Source organism: Natrinema sp. LJW11 (genome assembly GCF_056135975.1).
Map to the genome: position 1 here is coordinate 160121 of NZ_JBWBDM010000005.1, position 16533 is coordinate 176653.

A 16533-nucleotide genomic window follows, 5' to 3' on the forward strand; every position below is an offset into this window, starting at 1 on the left:
CTCTCTGCCGGCCCCACACCGCAGGGCCCGGTGACCTCACTGGGGACTCGAGTTCGAGGTGTCATTGCGCTTCTTGGCAGTCGGACTGTTCTCACGTCGGAGACCGATCGTCGGAACGGGTATCGGACGCTCTCGCTGTCAGGGGCGTATACCTTCCGCGTGATCCGGCCATGGAAGCGGACGTGTCCCGGTTGGATCGAGCGTAATCGACGGGAAACGCGTTTCATTCAGTCCTCGCCGGACCGGATTGTGCGACACGAACGCAACTGGTTGTTAATCAGTACCACGATCTTTCGTCGAATTCTGTTATAACGGACTTAGTGTGTTATGTGACGTTCGATACTCTCGTTCTCGTCCAGTTCCGTTCGTGTTGTGGCTCCGAGGGGTTCTGTAGACAGTAGTGACGGGAGTTCGCCTGCGGCCCCGTATATCGACTCGAGATCAGCTAGCATGCCCCTCTGGATCCCGATTCCGCTATCGTCGCGGCGCTATCCGACCGGCATCGAGTGTCGACATCCGAACTGTATTCCTTCGGGAGAAGTTATTTGAGTTGGAACTGTGACTATATACCATGGACACTCGTCCACCCGAAGACGTAGCGGCCTTGCTCGATGAACTCGATGAGTTTATCGAAACGGAAATCGAACCCCTCGAGGAAGAGCACATCCAGTATTTCGACAAGCGTCGGGAATACGCCCGGACGAACTGGGAGGAAGACGGTGTGCCGGAGGCGGAGTGGGAGGCGGTGCTCGAGGAGATGCGAGCTCGAGCCGACGAGGCGGGATATTATCGCTATGCGCTTCCCGAGAGGATGGGTGGAATGGACGGATCGAACCTCGGCATGGCGATCATTCGCGAACATCTCGCTCACAAGGGGCCGGGGCTCCACAACGTTTTGCAGACCGAAGCGTCGGTCGTCGGCAATCACCAGTTCCCACAGATCCTCGATCGGTTCGGGACCGACGAACAACAGGAGATGATCGAGGACGTGATCGCCGGTGAAACGAGGGTCGCGTTCGGTCTCACCGAGCCCGACCACGGATCCGATGCGACCTGGATGGACACCACGGCCGAGAAGGACGGTGACGAATGGGTGATCGACGGCGCGAAACGCTGGAACAGCGGGATGCACGCGGCGGATTACGATCTCGTATTCGCCCGGACCAGCGGTGAGGACGGCGACGGCGACGGCATCACGGCGTTTCTGACCCCGACGGACGCGGACGGGTTCGAAGTTGACTACTACTGGTGGACGTTCAACATGCCGACGGACCACGCGGAAGTGTCGATCGACGACGTCCGCGTCCCGGATTCGGCAATCATCGGTGAAGAAGGGAAAGGCCTCCACGTGGCGCAGCGCTTCGTTCACGAGAGCCGTATCCGGCAGGCGGCCGCCAGTCTCGGTGCGGCGCAGTTCTGTATCGACGAGGCAGTCGAGTACGCCAAGGAGCGGAAGACGTGGGGTGAACCCCTGGCGAACCGTCAGGCGATCCAGTTCCCGCTCGCCGAGTTACACACCGAGGCTGAAATGTTGCGAAACACGGTTCGAAAAACGGCAGCGGCACTCGACGACGAAGGCGAGATGATTACCGAATCCGGCTCCTCGATCAGTCAGTTGGTCGCCATGTGTAACTACACGGCGAATAACCTCGTTTGCCGGGCAGCCGATCAAGCGATGCAAGTCCACGGCGGTGTCGGGTACAGCAGACACAAACCGTTCGAACATATCTACCGCCATCACCGCCGGTACCGCATAACGGAAGGCGCCGAAGAGATCCAGAAGCGTCGGGTCGCCGGCCACCTCTTCGACATCATATAGCTCGGTCGGCGCGTTCGACTCGCCGCTTCTCTCCGTCGGCGTTCGACACGGCTCGAGTGGACGCGACGGCTGAAGTTGGCGGGGCCACTCGGATGAACGGTAGATATATGCTGCCGGCGTTCAAGCAAACCGTCATGCGCACTGCAGCGATCACTGGATTCGGTGGTCCGGAACGCGTGGCGATCGAGTCTGCTCCCGACCCGGAACCGGGCCCCGCAGAGGCCGTCATCGAGGTCGAGGCGTGTTCGATAAATCACCACGACCTGTGGGTCCTCCAGGGGGACCACTGGGTCGGTGAAGAGGACTTACCGTACGTTGCGGGAATCGACGTCGCGGGCACCGTGTCTTCGGTCGGCGGTCAGGTCGAAGCCGTCGCGCCCGGGGACCGCGTTCTCCTCTGTCCCAACCGAACTTGTGGCTCCTGTCGGTACTGTCGCGACGGACCTGAAAGTTACTGCGAAGCGTTCGGCCTCTATCACGGTGGGCTCGCGGAGTACGCTGCAGTGCAGGCCGATCGGCTACTACCGCTGCCGGAGGCGGTCGCGACGACGGCGGCCGCGGCGCTACCCACAGCCTACATGACGGCGTTCCGAATGCTCACGGAGGCAAACGTCGGGCCGGGTGATACGGTCTTCGTCCCCGGAGCGACCGGCGGCGTCGGCGTCGCGTCGATCCAACTCGCGGACATACTGGGCGCTCGTACGATCGCGACCTCGACGTCGCGGGAGAAACTCGACCGTGTGGACGCGCTCGGCGCTGACCGGCTCATCGAGTCCGGCGATCCGGATGCGATTCGGGAAACGGTGCTCGAGACGGGCCGGGTCGACGTAACGGTCAATCACCTCGGTGGCGCGTATTCGGCGGTCGGTCTCAACGTCTTACGTCGCGGGGGCCGAATGGCGATCTGCGGCCAGACGGCAGGTCCCACGTCGACGTTCGAGTTAGGGGATCTCTTTCTCAATCAGAAGCGGGTCATCGGGAGCACCATGGGAACTCAAACGGATCTCGAACGGCTCGTCACCCTCGTTGCCGACGGCCGACTCGAACCGGAGATCTACCGACGTTACCCGCTCGAGGACACGGATCAAGCGTTCGCCGACATGGTCGACCGGGACGCCGTCGGCAAACTCGTCGTCGACCCGTCTACGTGAACACCCCGTCTTTTTCCGCCCGCCCTAAATCTGTTCTACCGCGCCGTCCGTAGGGCTTCTCTCATCGTGCCGAGGACTGATACGACGGGTCAGGACGACGTTTCGTGGCCGTTCGGCGGTCCGATTCGTCGGTCGCGGTAGAAATAACCACGGTCGATGAATCGGAAATCCGTCGTGAGAGGGAGTCGGCGGAGTCCGGAGTCATCCCAATCGATCGCCGATGACGCTGACGACGATCATCACGGCGACGAGCGTCGTTGCGAGGGCACTGACCTCCGGACTGAGTCCCGTCTGAATCTGATTGAAGATAATGATCGGGACCGTCGTCGTCTGTGGAGTGATGAGAAACTGCGTCGCAGTGAACTCTCCGAACGAGATGACGAACCCCATCAGCATGCCGGCTAACAGCGCGGGACCGATGACGGGAAGGGTGACGTTGACCGTCGTCTCCCATTTATTGGCCCCCAGGATCATCGATGCGTCCTCGAGCCGCTCATCGAACGTTAGTAAGCGGGACCGAACGATGAGGAAAACGAACGGGAGCGCGAGAACCGAGTGCGCGATCACGATCCGAGGGAACCCGCGAGGGATCGAGAGGTGGCTGCTGAACCGCAGGAACGCGACCCCGGTGATTACCGGCGAAATCATGAGCGGAAGTAGCATGATCGTCGCGAGCGTCTCTTTGGCTCGGATGTCGCTTCGGACGAATCCGAACGCCGTGATCGTTCCGATAGTGCCGGAGAGGATAGCCGTCGCCGTCGCGACGATCACGCTGACGACCATCGCGTTTCGAAGTCGGAAGTTCTGGAAGAGAGTGTTGTACCACTCCAGCGTGACGCCGTTAGTCGGCAGCGTGGGGGACGACTGAACGGTAAACGAGGTCGCGATGACGACGACAACCGGAACTAACAGTATCGCATAGACGACCAGTAAGAACGGATAGAACGACAGCCGTCTCAGTCGGTTCATCATAGGTCGCTGAGCACCTCCGAGATATTGGCGTAATGGTTGAACAGGCCGATCAGAATAAGAAGCGTAACGGTGAACACCACAGACATCGTCGCGGCGAGGTCGAGGTCGTACGTGAACGTTTGCTCGATCACGTTCGCCATCATGAAGTCGGATGGCCCTCCGAGCAGTGCCGGCGCCAAATACGATCCGGCCGCGAGAATGTACACGAACAGCGCAGCGGCGACGACACCGGAGAGACTGAGCGGAATGATAACCGTCCGTAGCGTATACAACGGTGTCGCACCGAGAACCTCCGAGGCGTAAATCAATTCGTCGTCGATCGACTGTATCGAATTGTACATCGGCAAGATTGCGAATGGCAGTAATGCGCTAACCAGACCGATGACGACGCCTTGCGTACTGAACAACACTCCGAAATCGGTCCCGAATAGCTGCTGGACTGGACCCGTCGGGAGGAAAAACAGTGAGACGCCGAAGTATCGAATAATAATCGCAATCCACAGCGGCAACAGCACTAACGCGAGCATGGCGAACTGACGCTTCGCTTTGAACGCGATGTAGTACGCTATCGTGTAGCCGAGGACCAGACACACGACCGTCGTGATCAGCGCGTAGTAGAGCGTCCGGATGAGCGTTTCTAAATAGACGCCGCTCAGAGCGTCTCTGTAATTGACGAAGAGGTCGCCGCCGAAGTTGAGACTCTCGACGAATAGCACGATCACCGGTGCGATAAAGAACAGCGTGAGCCAGCCGAGTCCGAGCCCGACGAGGAGTTTCGGGGACGATCGACCGCGAACCCATTCAGGGGTGGAGAAGTCCGGAAGTGTCACAATTCCGAATCTCATACGACGGTCACCCCCTCCGGATCGAACTGGATCGCGATGTCGTCACCGACCGCGTACTCTTCCGTTGCGTTGCCGAAGGCAGTGACGGTCGTTTCGTCGTCCAGCGTCACCTCGAGTTCGGCCCGATGGCCGAGGTACTCGACGTGGGAGACTGTCCCCACGAACGTGTTGCTGGTTCCGTTTGCCTTCTCGGCCGCACTGAGATTGATTTTTTCCGGCCGTACGTACAATGACACCGAATCGCCGTCGAGGCTGTCCGCGTCGACGTCGGCGGCGAGTTGGATTTCCTGGTTCGAAGCCCGGACCGTGGGCGGGTCGTTCGTGGCGACCGTCCCTTCGAATTTCGTCGACTGACCGAGGAATTCGGCGACGAACTGAGTCTCCGGCTCTTCGTACAACTGCTGGGGCGTGCCGGCCTGTTCTTTCCGCCCTTCGTTCATCACGATAACTTTGTCCGACATCGACAGCGCTTCGGACTGATCGTGCGTGACCGAGAGGGTCGTGACATCGACCTCTTGTTGAATCTCCCGGATTTCGTTTCGCATCTCCTCGCGAAGGACTCGGTCGAGGCCGGTAAGCGGTTCGTCGAGCAACAGGATATCCGGTTCGTACACGAGCGCTCGTGCAAACGATATCCGGCGCTGTTGCCCGCCACTGAGTTCGCCTGGCTTGTGGTCCGCGTGGTCCGTCATCTGTACCATCTCGAGGTGCTTGGCGATCTGATCGTCGTGATCGCCGTCGAACCCCTGCATCTTGAGCCCGTATCGGAGGTTTTCCTCGACGGTCATATGGGGGAACAACGCCGAGTGCTGAAACACGAGCCCGATATTCCGGTTGTACGGTTCCGTATCTGATACGTCGCTCCCGCGTAGGTGTACTGTTCCCGAGGTAGCTTCGATAAGCCCCGCGATCATGTGGAGCGTCGTACTTTTCCCACAGCCGCTCGGTCCGAGCAGCGTGGCAAATTCACCCTCCTCGATTCGGAAGGACACGTCGTCGACTGCGAGCAGATCGCCGTAGTACTTTGTTAGATTTTTTACTTCTAGCATGGGTCTTGGAGTGTGCGTACGCTTTCTACGCCGGTCGCAGTTGCCGTTCCTTTCGTCGTCTCCGTTCGACTACCCGTCTTCACCGTCCGACCGCTCCCGTCTTTCCTTTCTGTGTGGGGTGTTATCGTGGTTGTCATCCACATGGCCCCCTATAGTTCATCCCCTCTATTAATCATTGTGTATGTTATTCTACCCGAGTCCCGGATCGCGCGATTCGATATTCGGTCTGGCAGAATCGACGGGTCTCGCGCGGGTATCGTCCGCTTCGACGGCTCGTCCCACCGACTGGCGACACGTCGATCGCGGTCGGCGCTCATGCGTGTAATTCGTGTATTTCCCGCTCGTCCCGGACGCTCGATTCGGCTCACTGCCCTTCGAACGAAGGGTCGCGTTTCTCCTTAAACGCCGTTACCCCTTCGACGTAATCAGCCGTCTTCGACGCGTTCGCGATTTGTTCCGTTTCCTCGGCCAGTTGATCGGGTAACTGGCGTGCATACGATTCCTCCAGCATTCGAGAGATTTTGCCGAGCGCTTTCGTCGGACCGGCAGCGATCGTTTCGCCGAGTTCCGTGAGTCGCTCTTCGAATTCGTCGTCGGTAGCGACCTCCGTGACGAGACCGATGTCCGCTGCTTCCGCTGGAGAGATCTTCTGGTTGAGTAACGCGATTCGTTTCGCCTCCTGCAGACCAACGTGGTGTGGGAGGTAAAACGTCGCGGAACCGTCACCGGTCAGACCGATTCTGGAATAGCCGAACTGTAAATACGCGTCCTCGTGCATCAACGTGATGTCGCCCAGCAGCGCGATACTGAATCCGGCTCCGACGGCTGGCCCGTCGATTCCGGTTATCAGCGGTGTTTCACCGCGTTTCAACTGGACGGCGACGTCGTTTATCATGGAGGCGCCGCGTCGAAGTCTCCCGGCAGCGCTCGAGTCCTCCTCAAAGGACGAAATGTTTCCGCCAGCACAGAAGACGCCGTCGGATCCCCGGAGGACGAGACACCGAATCGAGTCGTCTTCGTCGAGTTCGGTCGCGAGCCACAGTAACTCTTCAGTCATCCCGTCGCTAAGGGAGTTCATCGCCGATTGACTATCGATCGCGAGTGTAGCGATTCCGTCGTCCGTTACGTCGACGTTGAAATTATCGAAATCTCTCATAGATTCGTGTTACCATTATCCATGAATCGTCTTATGGTTTCGCATCCACAGACACTACGGCGGTCGGTCGCTCCCGTCGAGCGTCTGCGAAAGCAACCGGTGGTATCCACGCGGACCCTTACTGACGGGTCGACGGGGCCAAGCAGATCAGGTTGCTCAGGTCACGGCCCCGCCGGGACACGGACGCCCTCGAGACTGGTACGAAAGCGATGTGTTCGAGCCAGAGCCGCGGCTCTGGTAACCGTTGCAAATCATCATAGACCGCAATACGATCACAGACGGTGTGGCGATCTGCGTATAAATCGTTTCAGTGGTAACTGCACTCCTCTCAGCGTCGAAGTCGTCGGTTACGACTCGTCGAGCGCATCGATCCGACGATCCTCGTCGAACCGAAGCACGTTCTCCATCTCTTCCGTTTTGATATCGTCGAACGCGACGCGGGCGATGGATCGTCGATGTACCTCGTCCGGGCCGTCGACGATACGGAACGGCCGAACGTTCTCGTAGAAGTGTGCCAGCGGCAGATCCTTCCCGATCCCGTTCCCGCCACAACACTGGACGGCGAGGTCGATTATATCGTTCGTCACGTTCGCCGTGAAGTTCTTTGACATCGCGACTTCCGTCCGCGCCTCGCTCCGGTCGAGTTCCCGCGCCGCATGTCGAACCATCGTTCTCGCGGCGTGAAGCCGCGTCTCGGCGTCCGCGATTCGATGCCGGAGCGACTGCTTCTCCGAGAGGTCGGAGCCAAACGCCGCCCGCTCGCTAATGTAGGCCTTTGCGATGTCCAGGGATCGCTCGGCCATTCCGGAGTACCGCATACAGTGTGTGAGCCTTCCACCACCGAGACGCATCTGCGCTACTTTGAAGCCCCCTCCCTCGTTTCCGACCGTGTTTTCGACCGGAACGCGGACGTTTTCGTACTTGACCTCCGCGTGTCCGCCCGCCAGTTCGGTTATCCCGTGCCCGCCGAGGTGGCCGACGTTTCGGACGATGTTGACGCCGTCTACGTCGGTGGGAACCAGAATGATCGACGTCCCTTCGTACGGATGCGCGTCCAGATCCGTCCGTGCCATCACGAGCAAGAAGTCAGCGTCCACGCCGTCCGACGTCCACCATTTGTGCCCGTTTATCACCCACTCGTCACCGTCTTTTTGCGCGGTCGTCTGGAGCATCTTCGGGTCCGATCCCCCTCCTTGCATGGGCTCAGTCATCGAAAATGCCGACGAGAGCTCACCCTGTACCAGCGGTCGCAGCCATTCCTCTTTCTGTTGCTCGGTCCCGACCATCTCCAGGGTGTGCATGTTCCCCTCGTGTGGCGCGTTCGCCCGAATCGAGCGCGCACCGATGAGCGATCGGCCGACCTGCTCGAACGACGGCAGCATGTCCTGGAAGTCCAGTCCTTGCCCGCCGTATTTTTCCGGCATTTGCGGGGCGAACAGGTCCCGCTCCTTCGCCATCTCCCACAGTTCCTCGATCTCGTCTCTCGTGATGTCTTCGCCGGTCCGTAGCGCTTCCCGTTCGCGGGGAATAACGACTTCGTCCATAAACGATTCGACCCGATCGGCTACTTCCATCGCTGTGTCGGAGTCGTGATACTCCATACCATGGGATTCGGGCATATCAATGTAAAACTATGGCTCATTCTCTCTTCGGTGTCGTCTCCCTCGAGACGAGCGGCCGGGGCCCATCGAGGGCACGAGGCGTCCCAACTCTCGCTCGATATCGCACCGCAGCGGGCCGCGACCGTCGTGTCCTGAGCGGTCCGCTCGCCCTTTCGACGGGGAACGCCCGGTCCCGTACTATCGAGACGTGCGTCTCCCGCCTCGTTTCTCTCGAGGGCCGGTATCGCCGTCACCCGGCGGGGGTCAAGGCCCGGACGCGATTCCGATCCCTCCTCGGCGCAAAACCCTATTTTGAAGTGCTGGTACATACATCTCGTACTATGCGACTCGACGGCGTCCGAATACTCGATTTGACTCGACTGCTACCCGGTCCGTATGCGACGCAACTACTCGCGGACTCCGGTGCCGAGGTGATCAAAGTCGAAGACACCGGTGCTGGCGACTACGCTCGGCACAGCGAACCGCGTTCGGAACGGGACGTCGGTGCCATTTTCGAGATGGTAAACCGGGGCAAGAAGAGCGTCTCGCTCGATCTCAAGTCGGAGGAGGGAACCGAGGCCTTCTATCAACTGGTCGAAACCGCCGACGTCGTGTTCGAACAGTTCAGACCCGGCGTGGTCGAGCGGCTGGGGATCGATTACGAGACGCTTCGATCGTACAACGACGAACTGATCTACTGTTCGCTGACGGGTTACGGACAGGAGGGACCCTGGGCCGACCGCGCGGGCCACGACCTCAACTACGTCGCACTGGCCGGGTTACTCGACATGACCCGCGAGTCGCCGTCCGACAAGCCACAGATGCCCGGCTACCCGATCGGTGACATGAGCGGCGGGCTGTTTTCCGCGTTCGCGATCACCGAAGCCCTGTTATCGCGAGAGCTCGGGAATACCGGCGGAGAGTACATCGACGTCGCGATGAGCGATGTCGTCGCGTCGTTCTCCCAGTCGATCGCGTATCAGGCGCTGACCGGCGACCCCGAAGAACCGCGGCCGGGAAACACCCATCTGTCGGGCCAGTTCCCGTGGTACGACAGCTACGAAACGGCCGACGGCGAATGGGTCACCATCGCAGCGCTCGAGCCGAAGTTCTGGCGAGCGTTCTGTGAGGCAGTCGGAAAGGAGCACCTCATCGATGCCCAGGATGAACACGATCCCGATTCGTTCGCGACGGTCAGGGCCGAACTGGAAGCGCTGTTCGCGGAACGGACGCGTGCCGAATGGGAGGACGCGCTCGGGGACGTGGACGCGGCAGTCGGCGGCGTTTACAGTCCCGCGGAGATGGTCGACCACCCGCAGTTCGACGCGCGCGATATGATCGAACGCCCCGACGATGCCCCACCGCGGATCGGCTTCCCCGCTCGCTCGACCGAGATGGCGGCGGGAGCGGGCGAAGCCCTTGCGGACCAAGGGGAACACACGGAATCCCTGCTATCGGCCGTCGGATACACCGCCGAGAAACTCGAGGAACTGCGGCAAGCGGGGGTCGTTCGGTACTAACCGTCCCCACGCTCGATACGGGTTCAACGTATTCGTTCGTTCCGTCCCGTGACCAGTCGGTTTCGATCGCCTCTCGGTCTCGGGCGGAAAGCGCCGCTCGAGTCGCTATTGCGCCGAAAGAAGTCGCTCCGATGCGGCCCTACTCTTCGAGACGGGGAGCCCCCTTTATCGTTACCGTTTCGCCGATGATGTAGGACGACGCCGGACTCGCCAAGAACTGCGCGAGATCGGCGACTTCTTCCGGTCGACCGATCGACCGGTCCGCCGATTCGCGGTCGATGGCGTTCGCGTCACCGTCGATTCCCATCTGGGAACGGACGCCCGCCGTCGCGACCAGACCGGGAGCGATGCAGTTCACCCGGACATCGTCTTGACACCAGTCCGAGGCGACGGACGTGGTGTAGTTGATGACGGCCGCTTTGGCCGCGCCGTAATGGCTCATGCGCCTCGAGCCGCGCTGGCCAGCGACGCTCGCGATGTTGATAATGCGACCGCCGTCGTCCTGCATGTGTTCGTAGGCGACCTGGGAGCAGTGGAACGTTCCGTGCAGGTTTATATCGACGATCGTTTTCCATCCGTTTTCGCTGATATCCGCCGGATCGGCCTGAAAGCTCGCACCGGCGTTGTTGACGAGGACGTCGAGGCCGCCGAATTCGTCCACCGTCGTTTCCACGAGCGCCTCGACCGAAGCACGGTCTCGAACGTCGCACTCCACTGCGATAGCCCGGCCGTCCGAATCGCTCTCGTTGATCTCGTCCGCGACCGGCTCGACGTTGTCTAACTCCCGGGACGTAACGACCACGTTCGCCCCGTCGTCCGCGAACCGTTCGACGATCGATCTCCCGATTCCGCTCGAGGACCCGGTCACGATGGCCGTTCTGTCGTCGACGCTGAACTGCGACGTCGTCATTTCGATCGCTCCGAACGGTTCCGCCCGTGTCTCTTCGTGTGAATTGCAGTCACACCGGTGGGATTATCTCCCATGTTTTATAAAATTATTCCTCATCGTTGCTTCCCTCTCATTGTGCCGCGCCCATCGAACGGGCTCCGGCTGTTCAGCGTCGGCGAATACCACAACTGTGTGCGTCGTTCGTCTGGCCCGGAAACCGGACAGATTGGATCACCCGTACCCGAAGTTACGTGCGTAAATCACGTTTCGTGCCGATCTCGTCGTTTCAACGAGGAGAGTCAGATTCGAGCCGGCAGCGTCCCCAACGCAGTTTAGGCTCTCGCTCCCTCCTCGAAATCTGCGACTTGACCGAAAATAATATGCATGGGAGTCTCTATTGGGTTGGTATGCGGGAGCATGCTAGGCATTCACCAACACGTCGTCGTGTACTTCAGACCGGTATCGTCGCTACGGGTCTCGGAATCGCCGGCTGTCTGGGAACCAGTGGCGATACCCTGCAGTACTTGGGACGAGGCGGCGTAACGCAGGAGGCGTTCAGGAACGTTATCAGTGACTGGGAGGACGAAAACGACGTCACGGTCCAACACACGTCCGTCGCGGACGACACGGAAATGGTAAACGTCGTGTCGGAGAATCCGGGCGGAATCGACCTCTGCAACCCCTCGTCGGGCGGGTTCATCCGATTCCGAGGACAGGATGAAAAACTGCTCGCCGACCTGGATTACGGGGAAATTCCGAACTACGATAACCTGCCCGAAGCGTGGCACAACGTTCCGTTCCTCGAGGGGCACAGTGACGGTCTGTTCCGATACATCTCGTCTCAGGGGTTGGCATACAACACTGAGCTGGTAGACGAGTTCAGTTCGTGGGACGAGATCGAGCAAAGCGAATACGAGGACTCGATTTCGCTACACGCGACCCCATCGGTGCGGTTCGCGAACGCCGCTGCAGCTGCGGGCGAAGATGTCAACCAGATCGGAGACGATGCCGTCTTCGATGCGATCGCCGGAAAAGTCGAGGACCAACACCAGAACGTGTTCCAGTACTGGACGTCGGGCGACCAGCAGATGCAGTTCCTCCGCGAAGAACAGGCACACATCTCCTCGGCGTGGGGTGGCCGCGTCGCCTCGTTACAGGCCGACGACGTTCCGATCGAGTACTTCATCCCGGAGGAAGGGGCCGTCACCCACAGCGAGGGGTACGCCATTCCCGAGGCCAGCGAGAACAAAGAGATGGTACACGATCTTCTGGATTGGGTGTACCAACGGGAAAACCTCGTCGACCTCTCGGTTCAGATCGATTATCCGGTACCGATATCGGATCCGCCCGAGGAGGTCACGTCCTTGCCCGATTACACCGATCACCCTGACAACCTCGTCTGGATCGATTGGTCTCAGGTCCTGCCACACAACGATAAGATATCACAGGCGTTCAACGAGATCCGCGGATCGTAAATCGCATCGCGTGCGGTACGGCGGTGAAAGCCGTCGCGTCACCTCTCATTCGGGGGCGTTCGTTCACCCTTAGAACTACACGGTTGCGATATTCGAACGAATAGAAACCGAAGTCGGAGCCGGTAAGCCGCTCGAGCCGAACGTTATCTGCCGGTGAATTCGGGTTCGTAGTCGTCTTCGGCGAACGCTTTGGCGCCTTCCTTGTGGTCTTCCGTTTCGAGCAGCGGCTCGAACAGGCGACGGTCGTACTGTCGGCCCTCGCGAAGCCCCGTCTGGGTGGCCACGGAAGCGGACTCCTTGATCGCCTGGATCGCCAGCGGCGGCTTGGATGCTATTTTCTCGGCGAACTCCTGCGTCTCGGCGTCGATGTCGTCGGGGACTCGATTCACGATTCCCAGTTCCTCCGCTCGAGCGGCACTGATGTGGTCCCCGGTCATGGCGATCTCCTTCGCCGCGGCGGGGTTCGCCAGTTCGCTGATGAACTGGACGCCGCCGGCACCGGGGATGATGCCGAGATCGACTTCCGGAAGCCCGAGCTTGGCGTCCGCTGCGGCGAACCGGAAGTCACACGACATCGCGGTTTCGAGGCCGCCGCCGAGGCAGTAGCCGGTTATCTTGGCGATCACCGGCGTCGGGAAGTCCATGATGAAGTCGTAATGGGCGCGTCCGGAACTGTCTCCGGGGCTGGACTCGCTGAATTCGCCGATGTCCGCGCCGGCACAGAAGTTACCCCCGGCCCCTTCGATGACGACCGCTCGAAGCGCGATTTCGCCCCGTTTTTCGTTCTCGGCCTCGAGTACGCGCAGTCCCTCGACGATGTCCTCCTGGAGCTGGCCGCTGAGCGCGTTGAGCGCGTCCGGGCGATTCAGCGTGAGATGTCCGATACCGGTGTCTTCGTTGAACTCGACCTCAGTCGTGTCAAATGTTTCCGCCATACACACGACGGTTCAGGGCCGACTCAAATAGGTTTTCCGATGGGTGAAAGTCACTCGGCCGGGGCAAAGAGGACTCAGCACACCGAAATCGGCCCGAATCGCGGCGTCCGCGCGAGGCCGTCCTCCCTCCGGAACACGGCCGTCGTCGCATCGCTGGCCGACCAGGATGATGTCCGGTAACGTGTCACAAGAAAGCGACAGCGTGTCTCTCCACACCGTGACCGATTTCTCGGCAGAAAATAACCAACTTAGGGTGTTATAGGAAGGAGAGTGACGACTGATTTGACCGGAGCGAATCGGTCGATTTGCGCGTGTCCCTGACCCGCCATGAGCCGACCGGGTCGGCCCGTACTCGGATCGAAAACGACCGTCAGCCAGCGAGGGGGGCCGATCCCGATTCGTCACGGACGGTGTCACTGGTACCCGCATATTTATTGTGAAATCGATCGTATCGTGACACGCAATATCATGGGAGAACCAACTGGAGCTGATACCGATGGTCGCTATTGATGCCGCAGCCGGGTACGTCCCGTTGTATCGGATCGACCGAAGCGAAATAGCGGCCCAACACGGCGGCAGCGGACGGGGCGAAAGCGCTGTTCCATCCCGCGACGAAAACCACATTACGATGGCCAGCGAGGCCACGACGTCCGCCCTCGAGCGTGCGGGCGTCGACGCCGACGATATCGGGGCCGTTTTCGCTGCGAGCGTCAGCGATTTCTTCGCGGAACACGGCATCGCCGCGCAACTCGCATACAGGGTCGGCGCTCCGACCGACAGCAGAACCGGGGATTTCCGGGGAACCACGCGAGCGGCCGCGGACGCGCTCGAGACGGCCAGACAGTACGTGCGTGCCACCGAGAAGCCGGTCGTCGTCGCCGCGGCAGACATCATGCCGGTCGAACCCGGAGACGACGACGAGGAGACGATGGGGGCCGGTGCCGGAGCGCTCGTCCTTCGTCCGCGTAGCGACGATCCGGCCGCGACGATCGATTCGGTCGGGCAGGCGACGACTGGTTTTCTCGAGCGGCACCGCGAACACGGGCAGTCCGCCGAACGGGGGGACGCCCGGTTCGAGCGCCGTCACGGCGTTCAACCGGCCGTGACGACGGCGCTCGAACGAACCGAAACCGACGTCGATCCCGAGTACGCAGTCGTCAGTGCACCGGGGTATCGGTTCGTTCAAACGGCGCTTCAGTCCGTCGACGCGGAACGGCTCTCGACGTTTAACGAGGTGGGGTACGCCGGCACGGCGACGTTGTTGCTGGACGTAGCACACGCGCTGGAATCGACCGAGTCGGGAGATTCCCTCGTCGCTATCGCGTACGGACAGGGCGGTGCGGACGCGTTTCGTCTCACCGTCGATGCGCCCGACGAACGGCCCGGCCTGTCCGTTTCGGACCAGATCGAAACGAAGGAGTACGTATCATACATGAAACACGTGAACTCACGGGAGCGATACGAGTATCAGGGGGTGCCGAATACATGAGCGGACCTCGCTATCACCGGACGAGGCGGCAGGATCAACGACTGGTCGGCTTCGAGTGTCAAGCCTGTGGTTTCGTTTCGTTCCCGGACGAGAAACGAATCTGCAAGCGGTGTGGAGACGCACCGGCGGAGTTTCGGGACGTGGATCTCTCGTCGTCCGGGACGGTCAAGACGTTCGTTGTGCAGGAGTATCTTCCGGACGATATCGAGGTTCCGCAACCGCTTGCGATCATCGATATCCCACAGACCGACGGTGACGGCGAACCGACTCGCGTCTACGGCCTGTTGACCGAAACCGAACTCGACGAAATTTCGGTCGGTTGTACGGTCGACGTTCGGTTTCGGGAACTCTTCGACGAGGGCGATCGACCGATCAATTCCTTTAAATTCTCGGTTCCGAGGGAGGAGAAACGATGACTGATGCACACGTCGTCGGTGCCGGTATCATCGACTTCGGGGAGAAGTACGACTGGTCGTTCGATGACTTGCTCGAGGGCGCGTACCTCGATCTCGTCGAGAGCGTCGATTACGGGGTCGATCCGACGAACGATATCGACGGCGTCTGGTACGGTACGCTGGACATCGCAAACGAAGGGGCGTCCGGCGCCGCAGTCGCACACGCGACGGGGCTTTTCGAAACGCCTGCAACGCACATCGTCAATGCCTGTGCCACCGGGAGCGATGCGTTTCGAAACGCCGTTCAGGCGATCAAGGCCGAGGACATCGACGTTGCGCTCGTGATCGGGGCCGAAAAGATGCTGGACTCGACGGAGGGCCTCATCGGCGGGGCGGCACTCGAACGGCTCTGGCGGGGGCGCGGCGTAACGATGCCGGCGTTCTTCGGTATGCGTGCGACCCGTCACATGGATCAGTACGACACGACCCGCGAACAGATCGCGTCGGTGTCGGTGAAGAACCACGAGAACGGAACGAAATACCCACACGCCCACCAGCAGTTCGAGTGTTCCGTCGACGACGTCAAGGAGTCACCGACCGTGTCGTATCCGCTGAACCTATACGATTGCTGTCCGGTAACTGATGGGGCCTGCGCCGTCCTCATCGCGAACGACGACCGCGCCCGCGAGTTCACCGATGCGCCGGTACGAGTCGCGGGCTACGGACTCTCCACCGATTCGTTCCAGCGCGGTGAGGATCTCGCATTGACGAACTTCCCCGCCTCCAGACACGCCTCCAGTAAGGCCTACGAACGCTCCGGGTACGGCCCCGACGACATCGACGTCGCCGAGGTCCACGACTGCTTCTCGATTACGGAGCTCATCACCTACGAGGACCTCGGATTCTGTGACCAAGGGGAAGGCGGTTCGCACATCGACGAGGGCATCCCCCGCTTGGACGGGGAACAACCGATCAACCCCTCCGGCGGCCTGCTGTCGAAAGGGCATCCGATCGGCGCGACCGGCGTCGCACAGATCGCCGAAATATTCGAGCAGCTCCGTGGAGAAGCGGGCGACGTTCAGGTTCCCGACGCCGAAGTCGGCATGCAACACAACATCGGCATCGGGCGCAACGCCACCGGCGCCGTCTCCTGTGTGAACATCCTCGAGCGATAGCTGCTGTAACCTATTTTTATTCGCCGGCGACAGTGGGCCTCGCGGGTACCGTTCCTGGCGCA

General features: G+C 60.6%; 14 protein-coding genes. 7 read left to right on the forward strand and 7 right to left on the reverse strand.

Annotated elements, in window-relative coordinates:
- The first annotated feature begins 571 nt into the window (after nt 1-571).
- The gene (locus AC0QDI_RS14975; RefSeq protein WP_474669516.1) at nt 572-1819 is read left to right on the forward strand and encodes an acyl-CoA dehydrogenase family protein; all 1248 of its coding nucleotides are present in this window, start codon (nt 572-574) and stop codon (nt 1817-1819) included.
- Nucleotides 1820-1953: 134 nt separating this feature from the next.
- Nucleotides 1954-2970 (forward strand): alcohol dehydrogenase catalytic domain-containing protein, encoded by a 1017-nt coding sequence (locus AC0QDI_RS14980; RefSeq protein WP_474669518.1) that lies wholly within the window; start codon nt 1954-1956, stop codon nt 2968-2970.
- A gap of 201 nt (nt 2971-3171) precedes the next feature.
- Here AC0QDI_RS14980 and AC0QDI_RS14985 read toward each other — a convergent pair whose 3' ends face one another.
- From AC0QDI_RS14985 to AC0QDI_RS15005, 5 genes are all read right to left on the reverse strand, one after another.
- A complete protein-coding gene (locus AC0QDI_RS14985) occupies nt 3172-3942 on the reverse strand; it encodes an ABC transporter permease (protein WP_474669520.1) in 771 nt (256 codons plus the stop codon).
- Nucleotides 3939-4658 carry an ABC transporter permease gene (locus tag AC0QDI_RS14990; RefSeq protein WP_474669522.1) on the reverse strand — a complete coding sequence of 240 codons (720 nt, stop codon included), beginning with the start codon at nt 4656-4658 and terminating at the stop codon, nt 3939-3941. Before AC0QDI_RS14990 ends, AC0QDI_RS14985 begins: the two co-directional genes overlap by 4 nt.
- A gap of 125 nt (nt 4659-4783) precedes the next feature.
- Nucleotides 4784-5836, reverse strand: coding sequence for an ABC transporter ATP-binding protein (locus tag AC0QDI_RS14995; RefSeq protein ID WP_474669524.1), 1053 nt, complete (start codon nt 5834-5836; stop codon nt 4784-4786).
- A gap of 364 nt (nt 5837-6200) precedes the next feature.
- Complete coding sequence (locus AC0QDI_RS15000; protein WP_474669526.1) at nt 6201-6992, reverse strand: enoyl-CoA hydratase/isomerase family protein; 792 nt, start codon at nt 6990-6992, stop codon at nt 6201-6203.
- Nucleotides 6993-7339: 347 nt separating this feature from the next.
- Nucleotides 7340-8593, reverse strand: coding sequence for an acyl-CoA dehydrogenase family protein (locus AC0QDI_RS15005; protein WP_474669527.1), 1254 nt, complete (start codon nt 8591-8593; stop codon nt 7340-7342).
- A 341-nt stretch (nt 8594-8934) separates the two neighbouring features.
- Here AC0QDI_RS15005 and AC0QDI_RS15010 point away from each other — a divergent pair, with 341 nt between their 5' ends.
- Nucleotides 8935-10113, forward strand: coding sequence for a CaiB/BaiF CoA transferase family protein (locus AC0QDI_RS15010; RefSeq protein WP_474669528.1), 1179 nt, complete (start codon nt 8935-8937; stop codon nt 10111-10113).
- A gap of 139 nt (nt 10114-10252) precedes the next feature.
- Here the strand turns inward: AC0QDI_RS15010 and AC0QDI_RS15015 are convergent, their stop codons facing one another.
- Nucleotides 10253-11023, reverse strand: coding sequence for an SDR family NAD(P)-dependent oxidoreductase (locus AC0QDI_RS15015; protein ID WP_474669529.1), 771 nt, complete (start codon nt 11021-11023; stop codon nt 10253-10255).
- Between the two features lie 503 nt (nt 11024-11526).
- Between AC0QDI_RS15015 and AC0QDI_RS15020 the strand changes: the two genes are divergently transcribed.
- The gene (locus AC0QDI_RS15020) at nt 11527-12477 is read left to right on the forward strand and encodes an ABC transporter substrate-binding protein (protein WP_474669531.1); all 951 of its coding nucleotides are present in this window, start codon (nt 11527-11529) and stop codon (nt 12475-12477) included.
- Nucleotides 12478-12620: 143 nt separating this feature from the next.
- Here the strand turns inward: AC0QDI_RS15020 and AC0QDI_RS15025 are convergent, their stop codons facing one another.
- Nucleotides 12621-13412, reverse strand: coding sequence for an enoyl-CoA hydratase/isomerase family protein (locus AC0QDI_RS15025; RefSeq protein ID WP_474669533.1), 792 nt, complete (start codon nt 13410-13412; stop codon nt 12621-12623).
- Between the two features lie 496 nt (nt 13413-13908).
- Between AC0QDI_RS15025 and AC0QDI_RS15030 the strand changes: the two genes are divergently transcribed.
- The 3 genes from AC0QDI_RS15030 to AC0QDI_RS15040 are packed head-to-tail and all read left to right on the forward strand — an operon-like array spanning nt 13909 to nt 16471.
- The gene (locus AC0QDI_RS15030) at nt 13909-14901 is read left to right on the forward strand and encodes a hypothetical protein (RefSeq protein ID WP_474669535.1); all 993 of its coding nucleotides are present in this window, start codon (nt 13909-13911) and stop codon (nt 14899-14901) included.
- On the forward strand, nt 14898-15317 hold the full coding sequence (locus AC0QDI_RS15035; RefSeq protein ID WP_474669537.1) for a Zn-ribbon domain-containing OB-fold protein: 420 nt from the start codon (nt 14898-14900) through the stop codon (nt 15315-15317). The genes AC0QDI_RS15030 and AC0QDI_RS15035 overlap by 4 nt, the downstream gene beginning before the upstream one ends.
- Nucleotides 15314-16471: a thiolase family protein gene (locus tag AC0QDI_RS15040; protein ID WP_474669539.1), complete on the forward strand. Its 1158-nt coding sequence runs from the start codon at nt 15314-15316 to the stop codon at nt 16469-16471. Before AC0QDI_RS15035 ends, AC0QDI_RS15040 begins: the two co-directional genes overlap by 4 nt.
- The last annotated feature ends 62 nt before the right edge of the window (nt 16472-16533 follow it).